The following is a 17,814-nucleotide window of genomic DNA, read 5'->3' on the forward strand; positions in this document are numbered from 1 at the left end:
AATCATTATATTCTACCACGTTTTACCGCAGAAGCCAGAAAAAAGAGTTGTGCGCAAGACACAGCTCTTTTTATGCAACTTAATCCGCTTCATCTGCGACCCGAACATCCCCGTCGTCCGTCGTTAATTGGTACTGCGACTTGGCTTCACGCCGCAGCCAATAACCGCTGTGGTGGTGCTTGCCCAGGACCGTGATGTCACTCATATCATCATCTTGCGAGGCAACCTTGGCACCCGCTGACTTGGCAATATTCGCGTGAATATCTCCATCTTCCGTCCGGGCCTTGAGTTTCTGCGTAATCCGGTTACTCTGGAGACTGATATCCCCATCGGCTGTGTCGACACGGCCACCACCCAGCCGGCTGGTCGACAGGCGAATATCCCCGTCGGACGTCACAAACTGATTATCCGTTGCCGTTAACTGACAATTCGAGATACTCATGTCCCCATCATCCGTGTTGACCCGCAGCTGCTTCGCTCGAACATGGTCCGCGTAAACATCCCCATCGGTTGAGTGGGCCATAATATTTTGATCGACCCGCAGTGCGTAGAGATTGATGTCATCCGCATTTTCTATCGTCACTTGCTTAGCCTGCAGTTCTCGCAATGAGAGACTCCCGCTCCCTTTTTTCACCACAATACTGTCTAACTTTTTATCCCGTGGCACGGTGACCAGCACACCACCATTAGTCGTCGTCCGATCCGACACACTAAAGATTGAAACGCTTAGATGGCTCGTTGAGACGCCGCCCTTGATCGTTAATGTTCCCTTGGCGACATTGGTTTTAGGTAAGCTGGTGTCGCCATCCATGTAACTGACCGTCACGCGGTTAGTATTGCCGGCCTTGATGGTGACTGGCGCCTGTGAATCCACCACGATCCGCTGATAATCCCCCGGATGGTAGCTGCGTTTGACCTCCTGAATCGTCTTAAATCCGCGTGTTGACTTACTCCAGACAACCGCTTTGTCCCCGTGATTCATCCAGCCAACACCGAATAAGACGGCCCCCAAGGCCATTAAAGTTAACCCAATCTTTAAGCTCCGTTTCATAGCTTACGCCCCCGTTCTGCTCGACTCCGTGGAATGAAACGACGATAGATTCCCTTCGCCGCCCATGACAGTGCCCAGACAACCTTACTCCCGAACCATTTCAAAATTAACCACCCGATGATGCAGGCTCCCAGCGAAAACAACCCAATCCCCAGATAAAAGAGCCCCGTCCACGGCGTTTGCCAAATGACGAAGATCCCTGCAACAATACCCACTACTCCGAGGGCCATCACACTAAAGACAATTGCAACTACAGCGACGACCAAGCTCCCCAGCACGGCCACCATCGCAAATAATAAAGCTGCTACCACGATCAAAATGGGAATCGTGACTGGCGTCGACAGCAGCGCTAACACGATCAGCCAGACCGTCTTCACATTATTCTTAGTTGCCTGTACGCTCGACCGTGATTGCCCTTTCGATGCAGTCCCCTTAGTCTCTTGTTCACTCATTCGAATCGAATAATCCGCTAAGACTTTGCGTGCTAACGACTTGGGCGTTTCCCAGTTCATCAACCGCCTGCTGGTAAGTCTCAATCCCCGCGTCCAGCAAGTATTCACGATAGTATTCTGCCACATCCTGTTGCTCGGCCGTTGTCAGCTGACCCAACAACCGTTCAATGGCCTGAATGTAATCATTCATGCGTGTTTCCCTCCAATAACTGTGAAATTGCTTGGCTAAAGCCCTGCCAATCCCCTTGAATTTCTGCTAAACGCGCCCGACCACTGTCCGTCAACCGATAGTACCGGCGATTACGACCCTGAAAGGGTTCGTCATAAGTATCCAGCCAGCCATTTTTCTTCAGCCGTCGCAACACGGGATATAAGGTCGATTCCGAGATTGGCAAAAGCTGCCGCACTTCTTGAGTCAGCGTGTACCCGTAGTGGTCCTGCTGTGTCAGTAAGCCCAGCACACTGCCATCGAGAAGCTCGGTCGGTACCTGAATGGCCATAAGCTTTCCTCCTCATAATATTATACGCTATATAATATGAATTCATCAATAGTATACAAAACTCCGCGGTGGCTGTCAATGTTTTCTAGCGACTCTTTTTATAAATACTCTATCCTGTGACAAGTCCGTTATCATTCAGCTGATAACACGGCATTATTAATGAATTGGCCTTAATTATTAATTCACTAATGACCATTCCCATTGACAATGGCGCCATCGCTCGGCATACTATCCTCAAACAAGGTTAGGAGACGATCAGATATGACCAATCATCAAGCATTGTTAATTATCGATTACACCAATGATTTCGTCGCGGATAAAGGTGCGCTGACTTGTGGCGAACCCGGTCAACGACTAGCACCGGCAATCGTTGATCTGGCGGATCAGGTTCATCAGGCTGGCGACTGGGTCCTTTTACCTACGGATGTCCACACGCCTAACGATCCCTATCATCCCGAGACCAAGCTCTTCCCCCCTCACAACGTCCGCAATACTTGGGGGCGAGAACTCTTTGGCCCAGTCAAGGATTGGGTCGATCAGCACACTGCGGACGATAACGTTTGGTTGTTCGACAAAACCCGCTACAGTGCCTTCGCTGGAACCGACCTCGACCTGCGGCTACGCGAGCGCCACGTGGACACCCTCCACCTAGCTGGTGTCTGCACGGATATCTGCGTACTTCACACGGCAGTCGATGCCTACAATCTGGGCTATCAACTGGTGATTCATCGCAATACCGTGGCTAGTTTTAATCAAGTCGGTCATGACTGGGCGTTGACGCATTTTGAAACGGCTCTGGGCGCGACGATCATTGACTAGCTGGACTGCAATTAAATAAGCCACGTAAAGACTGTATTCTCTAAATTGTGAGCATACAGCCTTTGTGTTGTCACGATGCGCATACAATTCGCGCGAATGATTAGCGCTCCTCAAGCCGCAGGTGGCAATTCTTCGCTAGTTCAGCAATTAATCTCGGTATTAGCCGGTATCCGTGATGATATGCTGCCGTCGAATAACGAAAACGTAATATTTCTCTTTTATATGATCGGAGTCACTGTCACTAGTAACCCATTGCATTTCTTGATACTACAACAATTTCACCACCGAACGTCACATAATTTGTAAACGGCAGACGACTCTGTAGAATTCCTTATGTGTTTAAGTCAAAGTTTCTCCTATATAACGTCACTATTCAAAACAATTTTGGTGTATAATCAAAACCGTAACAAACATACATATTAGGAGGAACCACGATGGTTAAAACTAGTCTAAGCAAACGACTACTCCGCAATGGGGCAGCCCTACTCGCTATCATTACGGTGGGAAGTACCGTCAATATTCCTTTGACAGCACCTGCATCAGTTACCGCAAGCGCCGCAACGAAAGCGATTCCAGAACAAACAAGCAAGTCCTGGAAATCGTATAAACATGAGATCCACTTTGTTAAGAAGGGCTATAAGGTCTATCAAAACAAGTGGCACGCCGTTTCATCTTCAAATAAGCTTTTCCACAAAGCTTATAAGGCAAATGGCAAGTATAAATTGAGTAATGGTCGGACTTACTACCGGCTGTACAACGCAAAGAAGACTTACTTAGGTTACGTTAACGCTAACGCCGTCGCAACTAGCACGGCAAGTAAGGTCATGAAGGTTCCCTACGTCAGCCAATACAAGCCCGTCTTTGCACCTTGGGGCTGTGCTTCAGCTGCAATGACCATGTTGCTTCGTTACCGCGGTGTGAAAGTTAATCTGCGTTACGCACAAAATCATCTGCCAATGGTCCCAACCAAGGGTGGTCAAAAGGGTAACGTCTACACTGGCGCTGGTTTCGGCCACGTCATCACCGCTGCCGCATTGACGAAGTACTCTCACCACTGGACGAAGCGAACGGCAAATATTTCTAAGGCCAATGCCAACACTATCAAGATGTACGTTCAAGGTGGTTACCCTGTCTTATTCTACGGTTACTCTTCCTACCAAAAGAATGGTGATAAGAAGCGGAACCATTGCAAGGTTATCGTTGGTTACAAGAATGGTAAATTCAAGGTTAACGATCCCCTTTACTACAGTTCAACTGCTAAGGCCGGTACTGGTGGTAAAAACATGAAGTACGACCACGGTGCCATTAGCTGGGAAACTGTCTCCCATTTCAATAAGGAATATGGCAAGCAAGCGATGACGATTTACTAATCTACTAAGACGAACTATCAACTAAAAGGTCGACACACATCATGCAACTGATGTGTGTCGGCCTTTTATGTAGTACGACTTCTTTTCCTTATTGGTAATGTTGAGATGCCTTTTCCCTCCAATTCTACATTGCCGAAACGTGCTCCGAAAGGCAGGTCCCTGCGCTTAACCCCATTAAGTCAAAAAGCCAGGCGGTTTTCACCGTTCCATTTGTTCGGTGCTTTCCCTCTAATTTTATGTTGCCGAAACGTGCTCCACAAGGCAGACTCCTGCGCTTAACCCCAATAAGGACAAAATCCAGGCCCGGGATTTTATCCTTATTGACGTTAATGCTCAGAGTCTAACCGCCTTGTTCCGCACTCTTTTACTTTCTAAGAATTTCTTACCTAACACTTACCATATCCCGGTAGTTTCTTCTGAGAATTGCTTGTAAACTAAGCTCTATTGAATGGCATTGGGCGTCTCGCGAAACTTTTTCCGTACATAGACGCCAATTGACTACTCACGTTCGGTGACTCCCCCATTTGCTGGGCGTCGTTCACCTTTACCCTTAAAGGAGGCTGAGGCCATGCAAAAATCCGTGACACTTGCGCCCACCGTTCGACCTAAACGTTTACGGTGGACGCCTCCCCTGAATCAAGTCTTACCCTTTGTCATCCCCCTGCTCGTCGTTGTTGGCTGGCAGTTCAGTAGTCGTATCGGTTGGTTGCCCAGTTCGGTGCTCCCCTCACCCTGGGCCGTCTTCCAAGATGGCATCACACTAACCCAGTCCGGTGAACTTCCCAAGAACCTCAGTATCAGTCTCTATCGCGCGACGGTGGGCTTGCTGATTGGTGGTGGGCTGGGCTTCATTCTGGGGTTTACCAATGGGATGTCCAAGACGTGTCGCCTACTGTTTGACTCCACCATCCAAATGTTTCGGAACATCCCCCATTTGGCACTGATTCCTTTGATCATTCTCTGGTTAGGTATCGGTGAATCCGCTAAGATTTCGCTAGTGGCGATTGGCACACTCTTTCCCGTCTACATCAACACTTACACTGGAATTCGTTCCGTTGATCCCGACCTGATTGAAATGGGAAAGTCCTACAATCTCTCAAATAGCCAACTGTTCCGGAAGATCATCTTCCCCGCGGCACTCCCCCAGATCCTCGTGGGGATTCGCTACGCCTTAGGGGTCATGTGGACCACGCTGATCGTGGCCGAGACCATCTCCGCGAATTCGGGGATCGGCTACATGGCCACCAACGCCGAGGACTTCGTCGATATGAAGACTGTGATCTTATGTATCGTGGTTTATGCCCTCCTCGGCAAGATTTCCGACCTCGTTGCTAAGGGCCTGGAAGGTTTACTGTTAGACTGGCAAACTACCGGAAGGAGTCATGTGAATGCCTGATGCACCCGAAATTTCAATTCGCGCGATTGCCAAGCAGTACGGTTCCCTCACCGCGCTGCGCGACGTGACACTTACGATCCGTGGCGGCGAGTTCCTTGCCCTAGTCGGCATGAGTGGCGGTGGTAAAAGTACCCTGCTCCGTCTGATTGCTGGACTAGAAACGCCCACCAGCGGCGATGTTTTATTTGACCAACACGGCCGCAAACACACCGTGATCCGCGTTATGTTTCAGGAAGATCGTCTCCTCCCCTGGATGACCGTTCTTGAAAATCTATCCTTCGATAGCGGCAATGACAACACTAAAGCCGCTGCCAAGCAACTCCTCAGCTTGGTTGAACTTGAAGACTACGCCGATCACTATCCCAATCAGCTGTCTGGTGGACAGAAACAACGGGTGGCCCTCGCCCGTGCGCTGATGTCCCACCCGCAAGTGCTGTTGCTCGACGAACCCCTCGGTGCCTTAGACGCCCTGACACGTCGTAAAATGCAAGACCTCATCCTCAAGGTCTGCGACCAGCAGCAGCTCACGACGATCCTTGTCACCCACGATGTTACCGAAGCCGCCCGCATGGCGGACCGCATCGTTGTGATGAAACACGCGACAACTTATGTCGAAATGGCGGGCCCCACCGATCATCAAGATGGTCGGCAAGTTGGGGCCGTGGCCGAAGACGTCCTCAACGCCATCCTCCACGACCAACCGCAAACGGCTTAGTCTTAAGATCCACCCCCCCTCTTTGTTTTGAAAGTACCACTCCTCCTCTAAATGCGAAAAGTCCCAGTCAGTTTCCCCGCTGACTGGGACTTTTCTTTGTGTTGGCCTGGATTATCGTGAACTTCATTGGTCTTGCCGTACTACAAACCGTACTACGCGTATATTTGACCACCGTTTAATCCCTGCAACCATTTGATGGTTAAAACGATTCTTTTGGTTTTTCGCCAAAATCATGAGACGACTTTACCGATTTTTACATTAGTATTAGTGAGGAGGCCAATTGATGGCAATGGTCGCACTCCAGTTCTGATTGTACGCGCCCATTTCAACTACTGAATCTCAGATGGTTGTTAGAGTTTAAGCCTGAAGGTTGAAAGTCCCAATGCACCTAGAAAGGCCCAGCTAATCGTGATTTAATCCACAAAAATTAGATATAAATTGCCACCTGTGTCAGCCAGAGATTTCGGCTGCTGTGGGGACCGCCTGCGGCCTGAGAAGCGGTCCTCCGGTTATGATTTGTTCTTTAACCTGACATTGCCGTGACAATTGCCAGACTGGCAACGTTAGTCTACGATGGTTGGTCATTGCCTACGTAGGCGTGAGTGAGCCAAATTTAGGCTCAGCCGTGGGATTTTCCAAGTGTTCTGCTTGGAAAATGGCGACTTTGAAACGCGGGTTGGGCGGTTCAAAGCGAGCTGACAGACCGCTTCTTAGGCTGGCGGCGGCCTACCCACAGCGTTCCATCCTAAATTTGGTGAACGGTAAGCCGGCTGGTTTAGACAACGATGCCCAATTTTAGTCTCCGTGTCGTTGTGACAACAGTCATACTGAGCATTTGAGAACTTTCACCCTTCAGTTAACCTTGTTTAAGCTTGCCTAGCACCTCGACACAGTAATTAGTCTGCCCACAAACTGGACAGGTCAATTTCCGTGTCTTGGGCGTGTGACCTGCCAAAAACGCCTGCTTGAACCGTGGCCGAAACTGATTGGAACAGGCCAGGCAGATATAATCGACCGCCTTAAAGTAGTAGCGGACAGTCAGCGTCGCGAAAAGCACAGCCACTACCATCGCTGCCCCAAAGACCCACCAGTTACCGACGACAACGCTGTAAACCAGCGCCGCTATTTCAATTGCATCCATGACGAGTCCCCAGACCACCATGTTCACATGAATCCGACGTAAACCTTTCTTATTTGCCATAATTAATTCCATGTCTTCAATCGATTTAATGGGCACCGCTGCAAAGTCAGCGAGGCCGGCGCGCACCTGAACTACCGTCTTTAACTTCGCGGCGTTGGCCGTCTGTTCATCCCGTAGTCGCTGCTCCTGCTGATCCAATAAGAGTGCCAACACATGCGACGCCTGATCACTGTCCAAGATTTCCTGAATGGCCGCTAGCGACAGATTCATCCCCTTGAGTAAGAGAATCAACTTCAAGCGCTTTAAATCCGCCGGTGAATACAGACGACGACCGCCTTCACTAACCTCATTTGGCTGCAGGAGCCCGCGCTTATCATAATATTGCAGAGTTCGCACCGACACGTGTGCCCGCTTAGCTAGCTCGCCCGTTGTAAATTTCGACATGGTCTTTCACCTCCTACTCTAAGGTATACCCGATGACGTCGCGTAACGTGCAAGGGGGAACGCCCACTTTCTTAGCAGTTTCCGCTTATTTCCCGGGAAATACATTAAAATTACCGCGCTTACCGGGTCATTCCCCGGGGTATTATTCCCATTATACCGTAACCATACGCGTAATCATCTAGAACGACACACAAAAACAAGGCCCACAACGACTGTGAGCCTTGCAATAGGGGACGTTTATGACTTAACGACAAGAATTCTGGTAGCACAGGTGCCAATTTCACCCTACTGCTGCGTTGACGGTCATTCCTTCAGATACGTCACGATCTTTTCCACGGTCACGTCCTGCTTCAAGACGCCCGCTTTGTAGAAAACGTCCGCAATCTTTTGCTGTTCCTTAGTGATGCTCTTGGTCATACTGCCAAAGGTGTAACTCCGACGGTCGACCATCTTCCTGACGACTGCCGATGACAGCTTCAACGACTTGCTCATCATCTTAATCAGTTTTGATTTGTGCGTATTCGCCCATTGCATATCTTTACCGAGATACTTGACTAGGTACTGGGAAATCTTAGTATTCTTTTTGGCATAGCTCTGGGTCGATACGAGGAAGTCACGGTTGTTACTGAGACCAACGCCACTGGTCAGGAGCTTCGCGTTCTGGTTGACCTGTGCTTGGGCCGTGTAAGGATCCCACGTGACCCACGCGGCGACCTTGCCCTTAGCAAAGGCCACGCTGGCCGACGATTGATCCATGCTGACCCAGGTGACATCGGAGGCGGACATCCCTGCTTTCTTCAACGCCTGCAGCAGTAGATACTGGGAACTGGTCCCTTTGGTATAGGCGACCTTCTTGCCCTTCAAGTCCTTGATGGAAGAGATACCGCTGCCTTTCTTGACCACGATTCCTGAGCCATTAGGCTTGGCGGATCCAGCACCAACATACGTTAGCTTGGTACCGGCCGCCTGAGCAGTTACCGGCGGTGTATCACCGGTCCGGGCGTAGTCGATACTCCCCGCCTTCAGTGCCTGTAGGAGTGAGGTCCCATCCTGGAACTGTTTATAAACAACTTTATAGCCCTTGGCCTTCATTTCCTTGACCAATTCACCGCGTTGCCTGGCGATGTCAACCGGGTCACCCTTTTGATAGCCAACGGTCACGGTCGTTAACCCGCTAGCCTGACTACCGGCATCGGTCTGTCGGAACCCGTAGAACGCGACGCCGGCCCAGAGGATGACGATGAACCCCACAACCCATTTGAGGAAGCGCCGTTTAGTTTGACTCATGCGCCTTCACCGATTCGCCGTGCAACAATCTGGCGTCGAAGTTGCGGCCGAACGACCTTCCCAGTGGCGTTACGGGGATAATCCTGTACGAAGAGGACGTGCTTGGGGCGTTCAAATGGGGCCAGCGTTCGCTGTGCTTGATCGAAGACAGCTTGCCGTTGAGCAACTTGATCACCCGGTGTAGAAATAATGACGGCCGTGACCGCCTCACCATACAGGTCATCAGGCGTGCCAATTACCGTCACTTCCTTCACAAACGGTAGCTCACTCAATTCGTTCTCAACGTAAGCTGGGGCCACCTTCTCACCCCCTACACTGATGATATCCTTCTTCCGGCCATTCACAAAAAGGTAGCCTTCGTGGTCAAAGTAACCCAGATCACCGGTCAAGAACCAACCATCCTGGAAGGAATCGGGGTGCGGATCCATATAAGCCCCAATCACATGATCTCCGCGAACGGCGATTTCACCAGTCTCATGGCTGTTTTCCACAAATTCACCATTCACGAGGATTGCCACATCGGTTCCGAATGGCTTGCCAACCGATCCGACTTTAGGCGCGTCATAAGGGTTCAGCGTGCACTGGCTCGCCGTTTCAGTCATACCATAACCTTCCAAGATACGCGTGTGATATACGTCCTGGAACTGGGTTAATTTTTCCAGCGGCAGTGAGAATGAGGAGCAGCGAACAAACCGTAGATGATTGCGATCCTCGTCGTAGGTTGCCCGTGATTTTTCATTTAACAAGAGAATGTTGATAATGGTCGGCACAACTGAAACCCAGGTGACGTGGTTGGCCTGAACTTGGGGCCAGAAACGACTGGCGCTAAATTTCGGTGTAATGACGACCTTGCCACCGGATAGCCGAGTCGACAATAATGACATAACCTGTGCATTGATATGGAACAGTGGCATCACAATCATCGTCGTATCAGCTGCCGTCATGCGGTGACTGGCGATATCATGTTCGGCACCGTTACGCAATAAGCGGTGCGTCAAGCCCACGCGTTTGGGCTTACCGGTCGTTCCCGAAGTGTTCAGAATCAACGCCACATCTTCTTCAGTTGGTGTAGCGGGTACGTGCCCGTCAACCGCGGCGTCGCGAAGAAGCGTCACCGAATCGGCCGTAGCCAGTTGGAGCTTCGCAGCGATCGTCTGTCGATTAAGCTGAGCAGCGGACACTAAGCTATCTGAAACAATGATGGCGGCGTAGTCGTGAGCGGCCAATTCCGCTTGCATTTCCGCGGCTGGCGTTCTGGGAGCGACGGGATGCATCGTGGCACCGATGGCCCAGATGGCTTGTGTCAATACGGGATACAGCGCGGAATTAGGCAGGCAAACGTAGACGAGATCACCATGCCCCACGCGCAAGCCTCGAAGCTGATCCTCGAGTTGGTCAACATCAGTGGCTAATTCGGCCCCGGTGAACCAGCGATCGCGTGCTTCATCTTTAATGATGGTTTGATTGGATGCTTGTTTCAGTTGTTGGGCGAGTTTTAAAGTTATTTTGGACATGGACAGGAACTCCTTTCGAGATGTGCCACTGGGGTCGCCCAATCAGGACGCCAAACGGTGGGACACGGTAACAGAACCAGGAAATGGCGAGTGCTCCGCCAAAGACAAAGAGATAGCCAAGGGGCAGAAGTGCGAGCACCGCCCAGGCAGGAAGTTTCAGTAAGCTGAGGAGGTCCCCCAGAGCGAATAATGGTAAGCTCTGCGTCAGGTAGACCCCGAAGGACACCTTGGAGAACGCTTGAATCAACCGATCGACCCAATCGGGAAGGCCATGCTGGCGAACCTTGGCATACTGCAGACCAAGCCAGAAGACAAAGCTCAGCATGAAAACATCGTAAATAAAAATGTAGGGTTGATGCACGGAAAAGATACCACTACGACTCAGCTTCAGAATATCCTTGTTGCCGAAGTAGAGGAAAACAGTGCCCATCGCCAAGATTGCAGTGCCCCATCCAATGAACCGATGATGCTTTTCAACCCAGGCCACGCAAGCGTCGTAGTGAATCGCAACCGCTCCCCCAGCCAGGAAGTAGACTTGATAGACCAAGACATTGATCCCATAGTCTCTGAAGAAATACCACCAGTTGCTGGTATCGACCTGGGGAAGCCAATACTTGATACCAATGAGTAGGAGCAGTTGTATCACGGCGCTCACGCCCATAATCGCCAAATGTTTGTCCGGTAATTTCTTAAACAGATAAACAATGAGGGGAAACAACAGGTAGAGTTGAAATGTCACCATGATGTAGTACATGTAGTAGGCGTTCCCGTACATCAAGGCATTACCCAGGTGTGGCCAGTATGTCGACCAGTCGATGCCCCCACTGGCAATCAAGGTTGCCACCACCATGATGATGGCGTTCCAAGCGATGTAGGGAATTCCGGACCCGAGGTAACGTTTCCGCCAGAATTGCAACCAATGATGATCGCGGTTGTAGTAGTTCAGAACCAGCACCAAGCCGGTCATAAACATGAAGCCCATTCGCGTAAAATGTAAGGCCAAATGGGTCGCCTCTAAAATCAATTGACTATGCGAGGTATCGACCAAGCGGGACTCAAACGCTGTCGTGGTATGGTTCAGCAAAACCCCACCGATAAAGATGACACGCATGAGATCCACCTCGTGCAAATACCGCCGTTTTTTCCGTTCGGCCACGGTCTCACCTCTCTAATTTCCATTAATCGTGTTTCGGTCAAACAACATAGTCTAGTTATAGCATCCGTGGCGCAGCATCGTCCTTACGCTAACTTAAACATTTCCTGTGAAATTCTTATGATTATGTCAAAGTTATCTCCTAATTTGATGAAGTTATGGTCACCCAGCACTCAGCCTCGTCTATTCACAAAGTTCACTATTATCCATCCCGGCTAATTTCCCGCCACTTCTCATAATTATCCTTATTTTTGTATAAACCAATTGTTTAAATTCACAAGATCATCACATTTTCTTCTCTGAAGTATCAATCTTTGGTAATATGCCTGTTTTATAGCAGTGCTATATTAGAAGTGTTACACATGGGGGCAAGCTGATCTGTGGATCAGTGGCCCCTTTTTGGCATATTTTTATGAAGGAGATGTCTCATTTGCAATTTAAACACCCCCGGATGGCTGCCGTCGCAGTCGCATCCCTGGCTATTCTGACAGTTGGACTTGCCGGCTGTTCAGCGACTAAAAGTAGTTCCAGTTACACGATCAAGAACAACAAGGTTGCACTGAGCGACTCGCAGATCAAAAAGAATTTGGATACGAAGATCATTACCACCCGCCAAGACTCGCAAAAAGTCGCAACGGCTAAGTACAAGGCAGCAGCAGAAAGTTCCAAATACACCCTGAATAGCCCCTACGTGAAGGTCAACCCGTATGGCACCTCGCCACTGTCCGCACTGGTCACCTTTAAAACCAGTAACGACGTGAAGGTCACCTACACCGTCGTCGGCAAGACCGACAAGACCTCGATCAGTAACACGGTCAAAGGCGGGTACACCACGAGTCATCAGGTTCCGGTCGTCGGCCTTTACGCGGACACCACTAACACCGTGAAGATCACCGCCACAACGAAAGCTGGCAAGACACAGACTAAGACTTTAAAATTAAAAACAGGTGCACTGCCGACGTACATTAAAAACGCCACGATTACCACTAAAAATGTCGACAAATCCAAGATGGACATCGGGAAGAATAAACTGACCGTCATCAACCGGACGACCAAGCAACCCTTTGCCATCGACGCCGATGGCGCTGTGCGGTGGTACGATACCAACTATTCACAGCACACCATCGAACAGTGGTCTGACGGCCACATCATGATTCTTTCCAAGAAGAATCAGAATTCCGACGTCTACAATGACTTGATTGAAACCGACTATCTCGGACGCGTCTACAAGGAATACGGCTTTGCCAATAAGACCAGTAGTACTGATGGCGGGGTCGAAACGACTGTCATTCACCATGATGTGGTCGAATTACCCAATCACAATTTCTTAGCCACCGTTTCTGATGGCTCGAAATATAAGGAAGACACCTTGATCGAGGTGTCCCACAAGACCGGGAAAATCGTGAAGGTCATCGACTTGAAGAAGATTCTGCCGAAGTCCATGTGGGCCAAGTTTAAGAAAGGTACCGATGGCAAAATCGACTGGTTGCATAACAACGCGGTCGACTACGATAAGAACGACAAGTCCATCGTGCTCTCCAGTCGGAATCAAGATTTGATCATGAAGCTCGATTACAAGACGGACCATATCAAATGGCTCTATAGCGGTAAGAAAAAGTCCAGCTGGCCTAAGGCCTACCAGAAGTACGTCCTGACCCCAACCAAGGGCACGATTACGACCGGTGGCCAACACGGGTTATACCTGCTGAATAACGGCGGCAAGAACTCGGCCAACAGTGAAGACTTCATGTTGTACGACAACAACGTCAACGTGACGAATGGGAACAAGAGCACCTCTGGCAAGTACTCTCAAGCTGTTCAATACCACGTCAACGCCAAGAAGATGACCATCACCTCAACCTGGTCCTATGGGAAGACATTGGGTAAGGCCAACTTCACCAGTGTCATCGGATACGCCGAAAAGGAAAAGAACGGCAACGTCTTGATCGACTTTGGTTACAAGGCCGGTGGCCAACAGAGTAACATCATCGAGGTTACAAAGAGTGATAAGCAAGTCTTCAACGCCACCATGAAAAACGCGGCATCTAAGGCTTACGCTTATCGGGCCTACCGCGTCCAGTTCTACAACGGCGCCTACTCTTTCGACGCAACGAAATAAGGATTAGGTTTGAACCTCGCCCGCGGCTAAGATTAGCTTGGCCTTTACTAAGTTTGCTTAATCCCATTAAAAAATGCGATTCCATAACGGAATCGCATTTTTTATATCATGATCCTAAAGGTTAAACGCTAAAATGTTCACATTGCATTTTCACCAGGCCCCACAACAGGTGAAAGCACTGACGGTCACAGGCGAAAACCGTATTGCCAACCCTGAGTTAGTGTTTCCACCGCCGACGCCGGGTCTGCTGATAGAGCCAGACCAATAGTGCCACGACTAGTGCTGCCGGTAAGAGCAACGCATACGCTGCCATAAATGACGTGAAGGCGGCTACGATCAGCGCCCCACCGATGAAACTCAGCATGAGTGCGCCGGTGTCCAGTGCCTTGGTGCGGGCCTCGCGATTGCGATAGCGCAACCCGTCATATAAGGACTCCGAGATGTTGCGAACGTTACCGGTCATCATTAACGGCGTAAACGGTGCTCCCTTGATTTGCCGAAATTCCTGTAGTTCTGCTGCCGCCGCTAATGATAATAGTGCCGCAACTAAAGCGCTCGGCAGCTGATTATTTAATAATAGAGCAGTCATTAATAACACGAGCATGTATCCCAACACAACCAGCTGAGAACTCACACGCGATTTTTCTAGAAAATGCTGAACCATCCGCACGATGATCGTTCCCACCACGAATGCAAGTAGCGATGCCAGATAGCGGCCCACAACGGCCAGCTGGAAGTGCCCCAAACTAACCCCTAACAAAATCAAGTTACCCGTCTGCAAGCCGGCAAAAACGGCGCCGTGTTCCAGGTAGGAATAAGCGTCTAGGGCCCCCGCAACCATGGTTAGTCCACAGCCGAACAACAATTGCTCGTGGGCGGGAAATGTTGTCTGTCTCAATGCAACTCACCTCTCTGAACTCTCTGCGTTCAAATAGTGTAGCTGAAATTATTTGAGATTTGGTTAAGACCAGCAAAAAGCCACATCAACATCCCCACTCGGTTGTTGGTGTGGCTGGCTTTTACACGTTAATTAAAAGTCTTTAAAGAATCTGTAATCAGTTGAATAAAGGCTGGCCGATCGATGTCCAGCAGGACGTCAGTATTCTTCGGCTTCCCAGTCAATTCATAGTAATCACAAACCGTCTCGCCACGAACCAGTTCGCCCTGCGTTTCAACATCCACGTTCATCAGCTCACTCTTGAACATTTCCGGATGAAGGAGCCAAGCAATCGTGCACGGATCGTGAAGTGGCGCCCCCTTGAAGCCCCATTTAGGATTCTCGTGGTAGACCTCAAAGAAGTTCAACAACCCTTGAAAGGCGTGTGCTACGGGATTGTCGATCTCGCCAATAACCGCGATCTCTGGCTTGAGGATCTGGGCCTTATGAGTCACGTTTAGCGGCGCCATGGTTAGAGGAATCCCAGCGTTGAGAACGATTTTGGCCGCCTCAGGGTCCACATAAATATTGAACTCGACAGAAGGCGTCCAGTTGCCTAGCCCCATCGCACCACCCATAAAGACGATCCGGTCGATCTTTTCCTTAAGTTCGGGATAGACTCGCAGAAACAGGGCAATGTTGGTCATCGGCCCGGTCACGACCAGTGTCACGGGCGTACTGCTCTCCCGCAAAGTCTTGGCAATCAGTTCGATAGCGGTCATATCCTGCACAGCAAAGTCGGGATCAGGCAGATCAGCCCCGTCCAGCCCAGATTTTCCGTGAACATTTCCGGCCGTTTCCAGCGGCTGCATCAACGGTGTCCGATTACCACCGGCGACGGGAATCTCCTGATGGTGCATCAGGGTTAGGAGTCGCATCGTGTTGTTTAAGGTCTTCTCCGGCGTCTGATTGCCGGCAGAGGAAGTTACTGCCAACAAGTCAATCTCGGGACTTGCCAACGCTAGCATCATGGCTAAGGCGTCATCATGCCCGGGGTCACAGTCCATAATTATTTTTTTCATGAGGAAATCGCTCCTATCTGTTCATTTCGTTTAAGTTCCATTTTATGCTATGATGGTTGCGCTTACAAGTTCTGACAAAACAAAAGAAGTTCCACCGAACTTAATCGACGAAACTTCCGTAAACCTCTGATTGGGCTAGCTGGATTCGAACCAGCGCATGACAGGATCAAAACCTGTTGCCTTACCACTTGGCTATAGCCCAATGAATTGGATAAATAATGACTTACCCCAACAGATAACAATTTTATCATCTTACACTGGGTAAATGCAACCCCTTTTTAAGAGAATTTTGGACCAATACTCAGAAACAGTTGACGACACCCCCATGAAACCGCTACGATAAAGTATAAAACGTTTGAACCTCACAGCCATCAATAGTGTAACCAATTTTACAGCCTTTTAGTTATTGATGCTTATATTAATAAGACAATTACTAATAACAAAGAAGTGAATTGCATGTCAACCAATATTACGATCAAAGACGTCGCCAAACAGGCTGGGGTATCGGAAGCCACCGTTTCAAGAGCGCTCAACGATAGCCCCCAAGTCAAGCGTGACACCCGCCAAAAAATCCAAAATATCGCGCGCAACCTGGGATACCGGCCCAACGGTCTCGCACGCAGTATTCGCGTCCAAAAAAGTCACACGCTGGGCATGATCATCCCCGACATTCTAAATGGCTTCTTTACCCAACTCAGCCGTGCCATTGAAGACGCAGCGGGCCAAGCCGGCTATGACGTCCTCATCGTCAACACCGATGAACACCTCAACAAGGAAGCCAAGGCCATTAACTTGATGCTTGAAAAACAGGTCGACGGCCTTATCATTACGAGTGCCGGTAATACCACCGACTACCCGAAGATGCTAGGCAACACCCCCGCCGTCTTCGTCGACCGGATGCCGCCTGCCGACGTGGTCACGCAATATGACCGGGTGCTCGTGGACAATATTCAGGGAACGCAAGCCATCATTCGCTGCCTGATCGACCGGGGCGCCCAGCGGATTGGAATCATTAACAGTTCAGTATCGGCGACAGCTAGAGAACGATTGCAGGGCTATCATCGAGCACTGGCTGCAGCTGACCTGCCCACCGATCCTGCCATTGAGGCCACGGCTCGAACCGATGGTAGCAACGTGCCGCAAATGACTCGCCAACTTCTGGTCAACCAGAAGTGTGACGCGCTCTTTGCGGCAGACAATACCATCATGACCGGGGTCCTGACCAAGCTCCCAGACCTACAACTCCCCGCCTTTCAGCTCGGCGCCTTCGACGACAATGACTGGTTCGACTTTCTTCCCCAGCCCATCGTCACGGCTAAACAACCGATTGCCGAATTGGGTCGAATCGCCGTTGAACGGGTTCTTGCCCGGGTAGCCGATCAGCAACTCGCCACGCAAGAATTCCGGCTATCCGCAGAGATTATCCCTCGTTCAGCTAATGCCCGCTAGACTGGCTGTGCAGGGCTTACAATGAATCGCGCATCCCCGTAACCATTGGGTGTTACCATCTATCTCTGCTAGGTTTCCATCCGAAACTCGGGTATACTCAACGTATCAAGAAGTCACGATATTTGTCAACCACGCCCGTTTAAAAACGGACGCTTGCGAGAGCCACACCCCATGGCATGGCGACCACAATTTGCTTAGATACAGCGTTTGCCTACGAATAGGACTTATCCGCTAATTACCAAAGCCTTTTAGGTCCGCAGGTTGCCAGACGGACACAGTTCTTACAAGGTTGCTAAACCCTTAGCTAATATATTCTTAGCTGCGTTATGATCCCGTACATGAAAAGCCCCACAACTGGGACACATCCATTTTCGATCGGCTAACGTCAGTTTGTTCTTACCCGTCATGACGTGTCCACAATGGCTACAAGTTTGCGTCGTATTCC

The 17,814-nt window shown here is 50.0% G+C and carries 17 protein-coding genes and 1 tRNA gene; 6 read left to right on the forward strand and 12 right to left on the reverse strand.

Features of this window, described 5'->3' with window-relative positions; all coding sequences use genetic code 11:
- Window positions 1–79: 79 nt before the first annotated feature.
- The 4 genes from ACKTSF_RS10200 to ACKTSF_RS10215 are packed head-to-tail and all read right to left on the reverse strand — an operon-like array spanning window position 80 to window position 2,003.
- Window positions 80–1,051 (reverse strand): DUF4097 family beta strand repeat-containing protein, encoded by a 972-nt coding sequence (locus ACKTSF_RS10200; RefSeq protein ID WP_407889116.1) that lies wholly within the window; start codon window positions 1,049–1,051, stop codon window positions 80–82.
- A complete protein-coding gene (locus tag ACKTSF_RS10205; RefSeq protein WP_407889118.1) occupies window positions 1,048–1,503 on the reverse strand; it encodes a DUF1700 domain-containing protein in 456 nt (151 codons plus the stop codon). Before ACKTSF_RS10205 ends, ACKTSF_RS10200 begins: the two co-directional genes overlap by 4 nt.
- Window positions 1,496–1,693, reverse strand: coding sequence for an HAAS signaling domain-containing protein (locus tag ACKTSF_RS10210; RefSeq protein WP_407889120.1), 198 nt, complete (start codon window positions 1,691–1,693; stop codon window positions 1,496–1,498). Before ACKTSF_RS10210 ends, ACKTSF_RS10205 begins: the two co-directional genes overlap by 8 nt.
- Complete coding sequence (locus tag ACKTSF_RS10215; protein ID WP_407889122.1) at window positions 1,686–2,003, reverse strand: PadR family transcriptional regulator; 318 nt, start codon at window positions 2,001–2,003, stop codon at window positions 1,686–1,688. Before ACKTSF_RS10215 ends, ACKTSF_RS10210 begins: the two co-directional genes overlap by 8 nt.
- A gap of 261 nt (window positions 2,004–2,264) precedes the next feature.
- On the opposite strand from ACKTSF_RS10215, the gene ACKTSF_RS10220 reads away from it, so the two are divergent.
- From ACKTSF_RS10220 to ACKTSF_RS10235, 4 genes are all read left to right on the forward strand, one after another.
- Window positions 2,265–2,822: a cysteine hydrolase family protein gene (locus ACKTSF_RS10220; RefSeq protein ID WP_407889124.1), complete on the forward strand. Its 558-nt coding sequence runs from the start codon at window positions 2,265–2,267 to the stop codon at window positions 2,820–2,822.
- 434 nt (window positions 2,823–3,256) lie between these two features.
- Window positions 3,257–4,192: a C39 family peptidase gene (locus ACKTSF_RS10225; RefSeq protein ID WP_407889126.1), complete on the forward strand. Its 936-nt coding sequence runs from the start codon at window positions 3,257–3,259 to the stop codon at window positions 4,190–4,192.
- A 568-nt stretch (window positions 4,193–4,760) separates the two neighbouring features.
- Window positions 4,761–5,588: an ABC transporter permease subunit gene (locus ACKTSF_RS10230; RefSeq protein WP_407889127.1), complete on the forward strand. Its 828-nt coding sequence runs from the start codon at window positions 4,761–4,763 to the stop codon at window positions 5,586–5,588.
- Window positions 5,581–6,303 (forward strand): ABC transporter ATP-binding protein, encoded by a 723-nt coding sequence (locus tag ACKTSF_RS10235; RefSeq protein WP_407889129.1) that lies wholly within the window; start codon window positions 5,581–5,583, stop codon window positions 6,301–6,303. Before ACKTSF_RS10230 ends, ACKTSF_RS10235 begins: the two co-directional genes overlap by 8 nt.
- An 856-nt stretch (window positions 6,304–7,159) precedes the next feature.
- Here ACKTSF_RS10235 and ACKTSF_RS10240 read toward each other — a convergent pair.
- From ACKTSF_RS10240 to ACKTSF_RS10255, 4 genes are all read right to left on the reverse strand, one after another.
- On the reverse strand, window positions 7,160–7,888 hold the full coding sequence (locus ACKTSF_RS10240; protein ID WP_407889131.1) for a MerR family transcriptional regulator: 729 nt from the start codon (window positions 7,886–7,888) through the stop codon (window positions 7,160–7,162).
- A 303-nt stretch (window positions 7,889–8,191) separates the two neighbouring features.
- Window positions 8,192–9,175, reverse strand: a complete 984-nt coding sequence (locus ACKTSF_RS10245; protein ID WP_407889133.1) for an aliphatic sulfonate ABC transporter substrate-binding protein — start codon at window positions 9,173–9,175, stop codon at window positions 8,192–8,194.
- A complete protein-coding gene (locus ACKTSF_RS10250) occupies window positions 9,172–10,689 on the reverse strand; it encodes an AMP-binding protein (protein ID WP_407889135.1) in 1,518 nt (505 codons plus the stop codon). Before ACKTSF_RS10250 ends, ACKTSF_RS10245 begins: the two co-directional genes overlap by 4 nt.
- Complete coding sequence (locus ACKTSF_RS10255; RefSeq protein WP_407889137.1) at window positions 10,625–11,845, reverse strand: acyltransferase; 1,221 nt, start codon at window positions 11,843–11,845, stop codon at window positions 10,625–10,627. The genes ACKTSF_RS10250 and ACKTSF_RS10255 overlap by 65 nt, the downstream gene beginning before the upstream one ends.
- Before the next feature lie 418 nt (window positions 11,846–12,263).
- On the opposite strand from ACKTSF_RS10255, the gene ACKTSF_RS10260 reads away from it, so the two are divergent.
- On the forward strand, window positions 12,264–13,961 hold the full coding sequence (locus ACKTSF_RS10260; protein WP_407889139.1) for an aryl-sulfate sulfotransferase: 1,698 nt from the start codon (window positions 12,264–12,266) through the stop codon (window positions 13,959–13,961).
- 217 nt (window positions 13,962–14,178) lie between these two features.
- Here the strand turns inward: ACKTSF_RS10260 and ACKTSF_RS10265 are convergent, their stop codons facing one another.
- The 3 genes from ACKTSF_RS10265 to ACKTSF_RS10275 all read right to left on the reverse strand — a co-directional run bounded on the left by ACKTSF_RS10265 (window position 14,179) and on the right by ACKTSF_RS10275 (window position 16,122).
- Window positions 14,179–14,859, reverse strand: a complete 681-nt coding sequence (locus ACKTSF_RS10265) for a YoaK family protein (RefSeq protein WP_407889141.1) — start codon at window positions 14,857–14,859, stop codon at window positions 14,179–14,181.
- A 128-nt stretch (window positions 14,860–14,987) separates the two neighbouring features.
- Window positions 14,988–15,920: a pyrimidine-specific ribonucleoside hydrolase RihA gene (gene rihA, locus ACKTSF_RS10270; protein WP_407889143.1), complete on the reverse strand. Its 933-nt coding sequence runs from the start codon at window positions 15,918–15,920 to the stop codon at window positions 14,988–14,990.
- Window positions 15,921–16,050: 130 nt separating this feature from the next.
- Window positions 16,051–16,122 (reverse strand) — tRNA-Gln (locus tag ACKTSF_RS10275).
- Window positions 16,123–16,376: 254 nt separating this feature from the next.
- Between ACKTSF_RS10275 and ACKTSF_RS10280 the strand changes: the two genes are divergently transcribed.
- Window positions 16,377–17,369: a LacI family DNA-binding transcriptional regulator gene (locus ACKTSF_RS10280; protein ID WP_407889145.1), complete on the forward strand. Its 993-nt coding sequence runs from the start codon at window positions 16,377–16,379 to the stop codon at window positions 17,367–17,369.
- A gap of 281 nt (window positions 17,370–17,650) precedes the next feature.
- Here ACKTSF_RS10280 and ACKTSF_RS10285 read toward each other — a convergent pair.
- A partial coding sequence (locus ACKTSF_RS10285; RefSeq protein WP_407889151.1) for a zinc ribbon domain-containing protein occupies window positions 17,651–17,814 on the reverse strand: 164 nt, incomplete at its 5' end.

The sequence above is a fragment of the Levilactobacillus muriae genome (assembly GCF_045862015.1).
In the GTDB taxonomy this organism is placed as follows: domain Bacteria; phylum Bacillota; class Bacilli; order Lactobacillales; family Lactobacillaceae; genus Levilactobacillus; species Levilactobacillus muriae.

What these genes read in the sequence shown, in the direction of transcription:
- ACKTSF_RS10200 (WP_407889116.1), bottom strand. Translation starts at nt 1,051, where the DNA reads ATGAAACGGAGCTTAAAGATTGGGTTAACTTTAATGGCCTTGGGGGCC.
- ACKTSF_RS10205 (WP_407889118.1), bottom strand. Translation starts at nt 1,503, where the DNA reads ATGAGTGAACAAGAGACTAAGGGGACTGCATCGAAAGGGCAATCACGG.
- ACKTSF_RS10210 (WP_407889120.1), bottom strand. Translation starts at nt 1,693, where the DNA reads ATGAATGATTACATTCAGGCCATTGAACGGTTGTTGGGTCAGCTGACA.
- ACKTSF_RS10215 (WP_407889122.1), bottom strand. Translation starts at nt 2,003, where the DNA reads ATGGCCATTCAGGTACCGACCGAGCTTCTCGATGGCAGTGTGCTGGGC.
- ACKTSF_RS10220 (WP_407889124.1), top strand. Translation starts at nt 2,265, where the DNA reads ATGACCAATCATCAAGCATTGTTAATTATCGATTACACCAATGATTTC.
- ACKTSF_RS10225 (WP_407889126.1), top strand. Translation starts at nt 3,257, where the DNA reads ATGGTTAAAACTAGTCTAAGCAAACGACTACTCCGCAATGGGGCAGCC.
- ACKTSF_RS10230 (WP_407889127.1), top strand. Translation starts at nt 4,761, where the DNA reads ATGCAAAAATCCGTGACACTTGCGCCCACCGTTCGACCTAAACGTTTA.
- ACKTSF_RS10235 (WP_407889129.1), top strand. Translation starts at nt 5,581, where the DNA reads ATGCCTGATGCACCCGAAATTTCAATTCGCGCGATTGCCAAGCAGTAC.
- ACKTSF_RS10240 (WP_407889131.1), bottom strand. Translation starts at nt 7,888, where the DNA reads ATGTCGAAATTTACAACGGGCGAGCTAGCTAAGCGGGCACACGTGTCG.
- ACKTSF_RS10245 (WP_407889133.1), bottom strand. Translation starts at nt 9,175, where the DNA reads ATGAGTCAAACTAAACGGCGCTTCCTCAAATGGGTTGTGGGGTTCATC.
- ACKTSF_RS10250 (WP_407889135.1), bottom strand. Translation starts at nt 10,689, where the DNA reads ATGTCCAAAATAACTTTAAAACTCGCCCAACAACTGAAACAAGCATCC.
- ACKTSF_RS10260 (WP_407889139.1), top strand. Translation starts at nt 12,264, where the DNA reads ATGTCTCATTTGCAATTTAAACACCCCCGGATGGCTGCCGTCGCAGTC.
- rihA (WP_407889143.1), bottom strand. Translation starts at nt 15,920, where the DNA reads ATGAAAAAAATAATTATGGACTGTGACCCCGGGCATGATGACGCCTTA.
- ACKTSF_RS10280 (WP_407889145.1), top strand. Translation starts at nt 16,377, where the DNA reads ATGTCAACCAATATTACGATCAAAGACGTCGCCAAACAGGCTGGGGTA.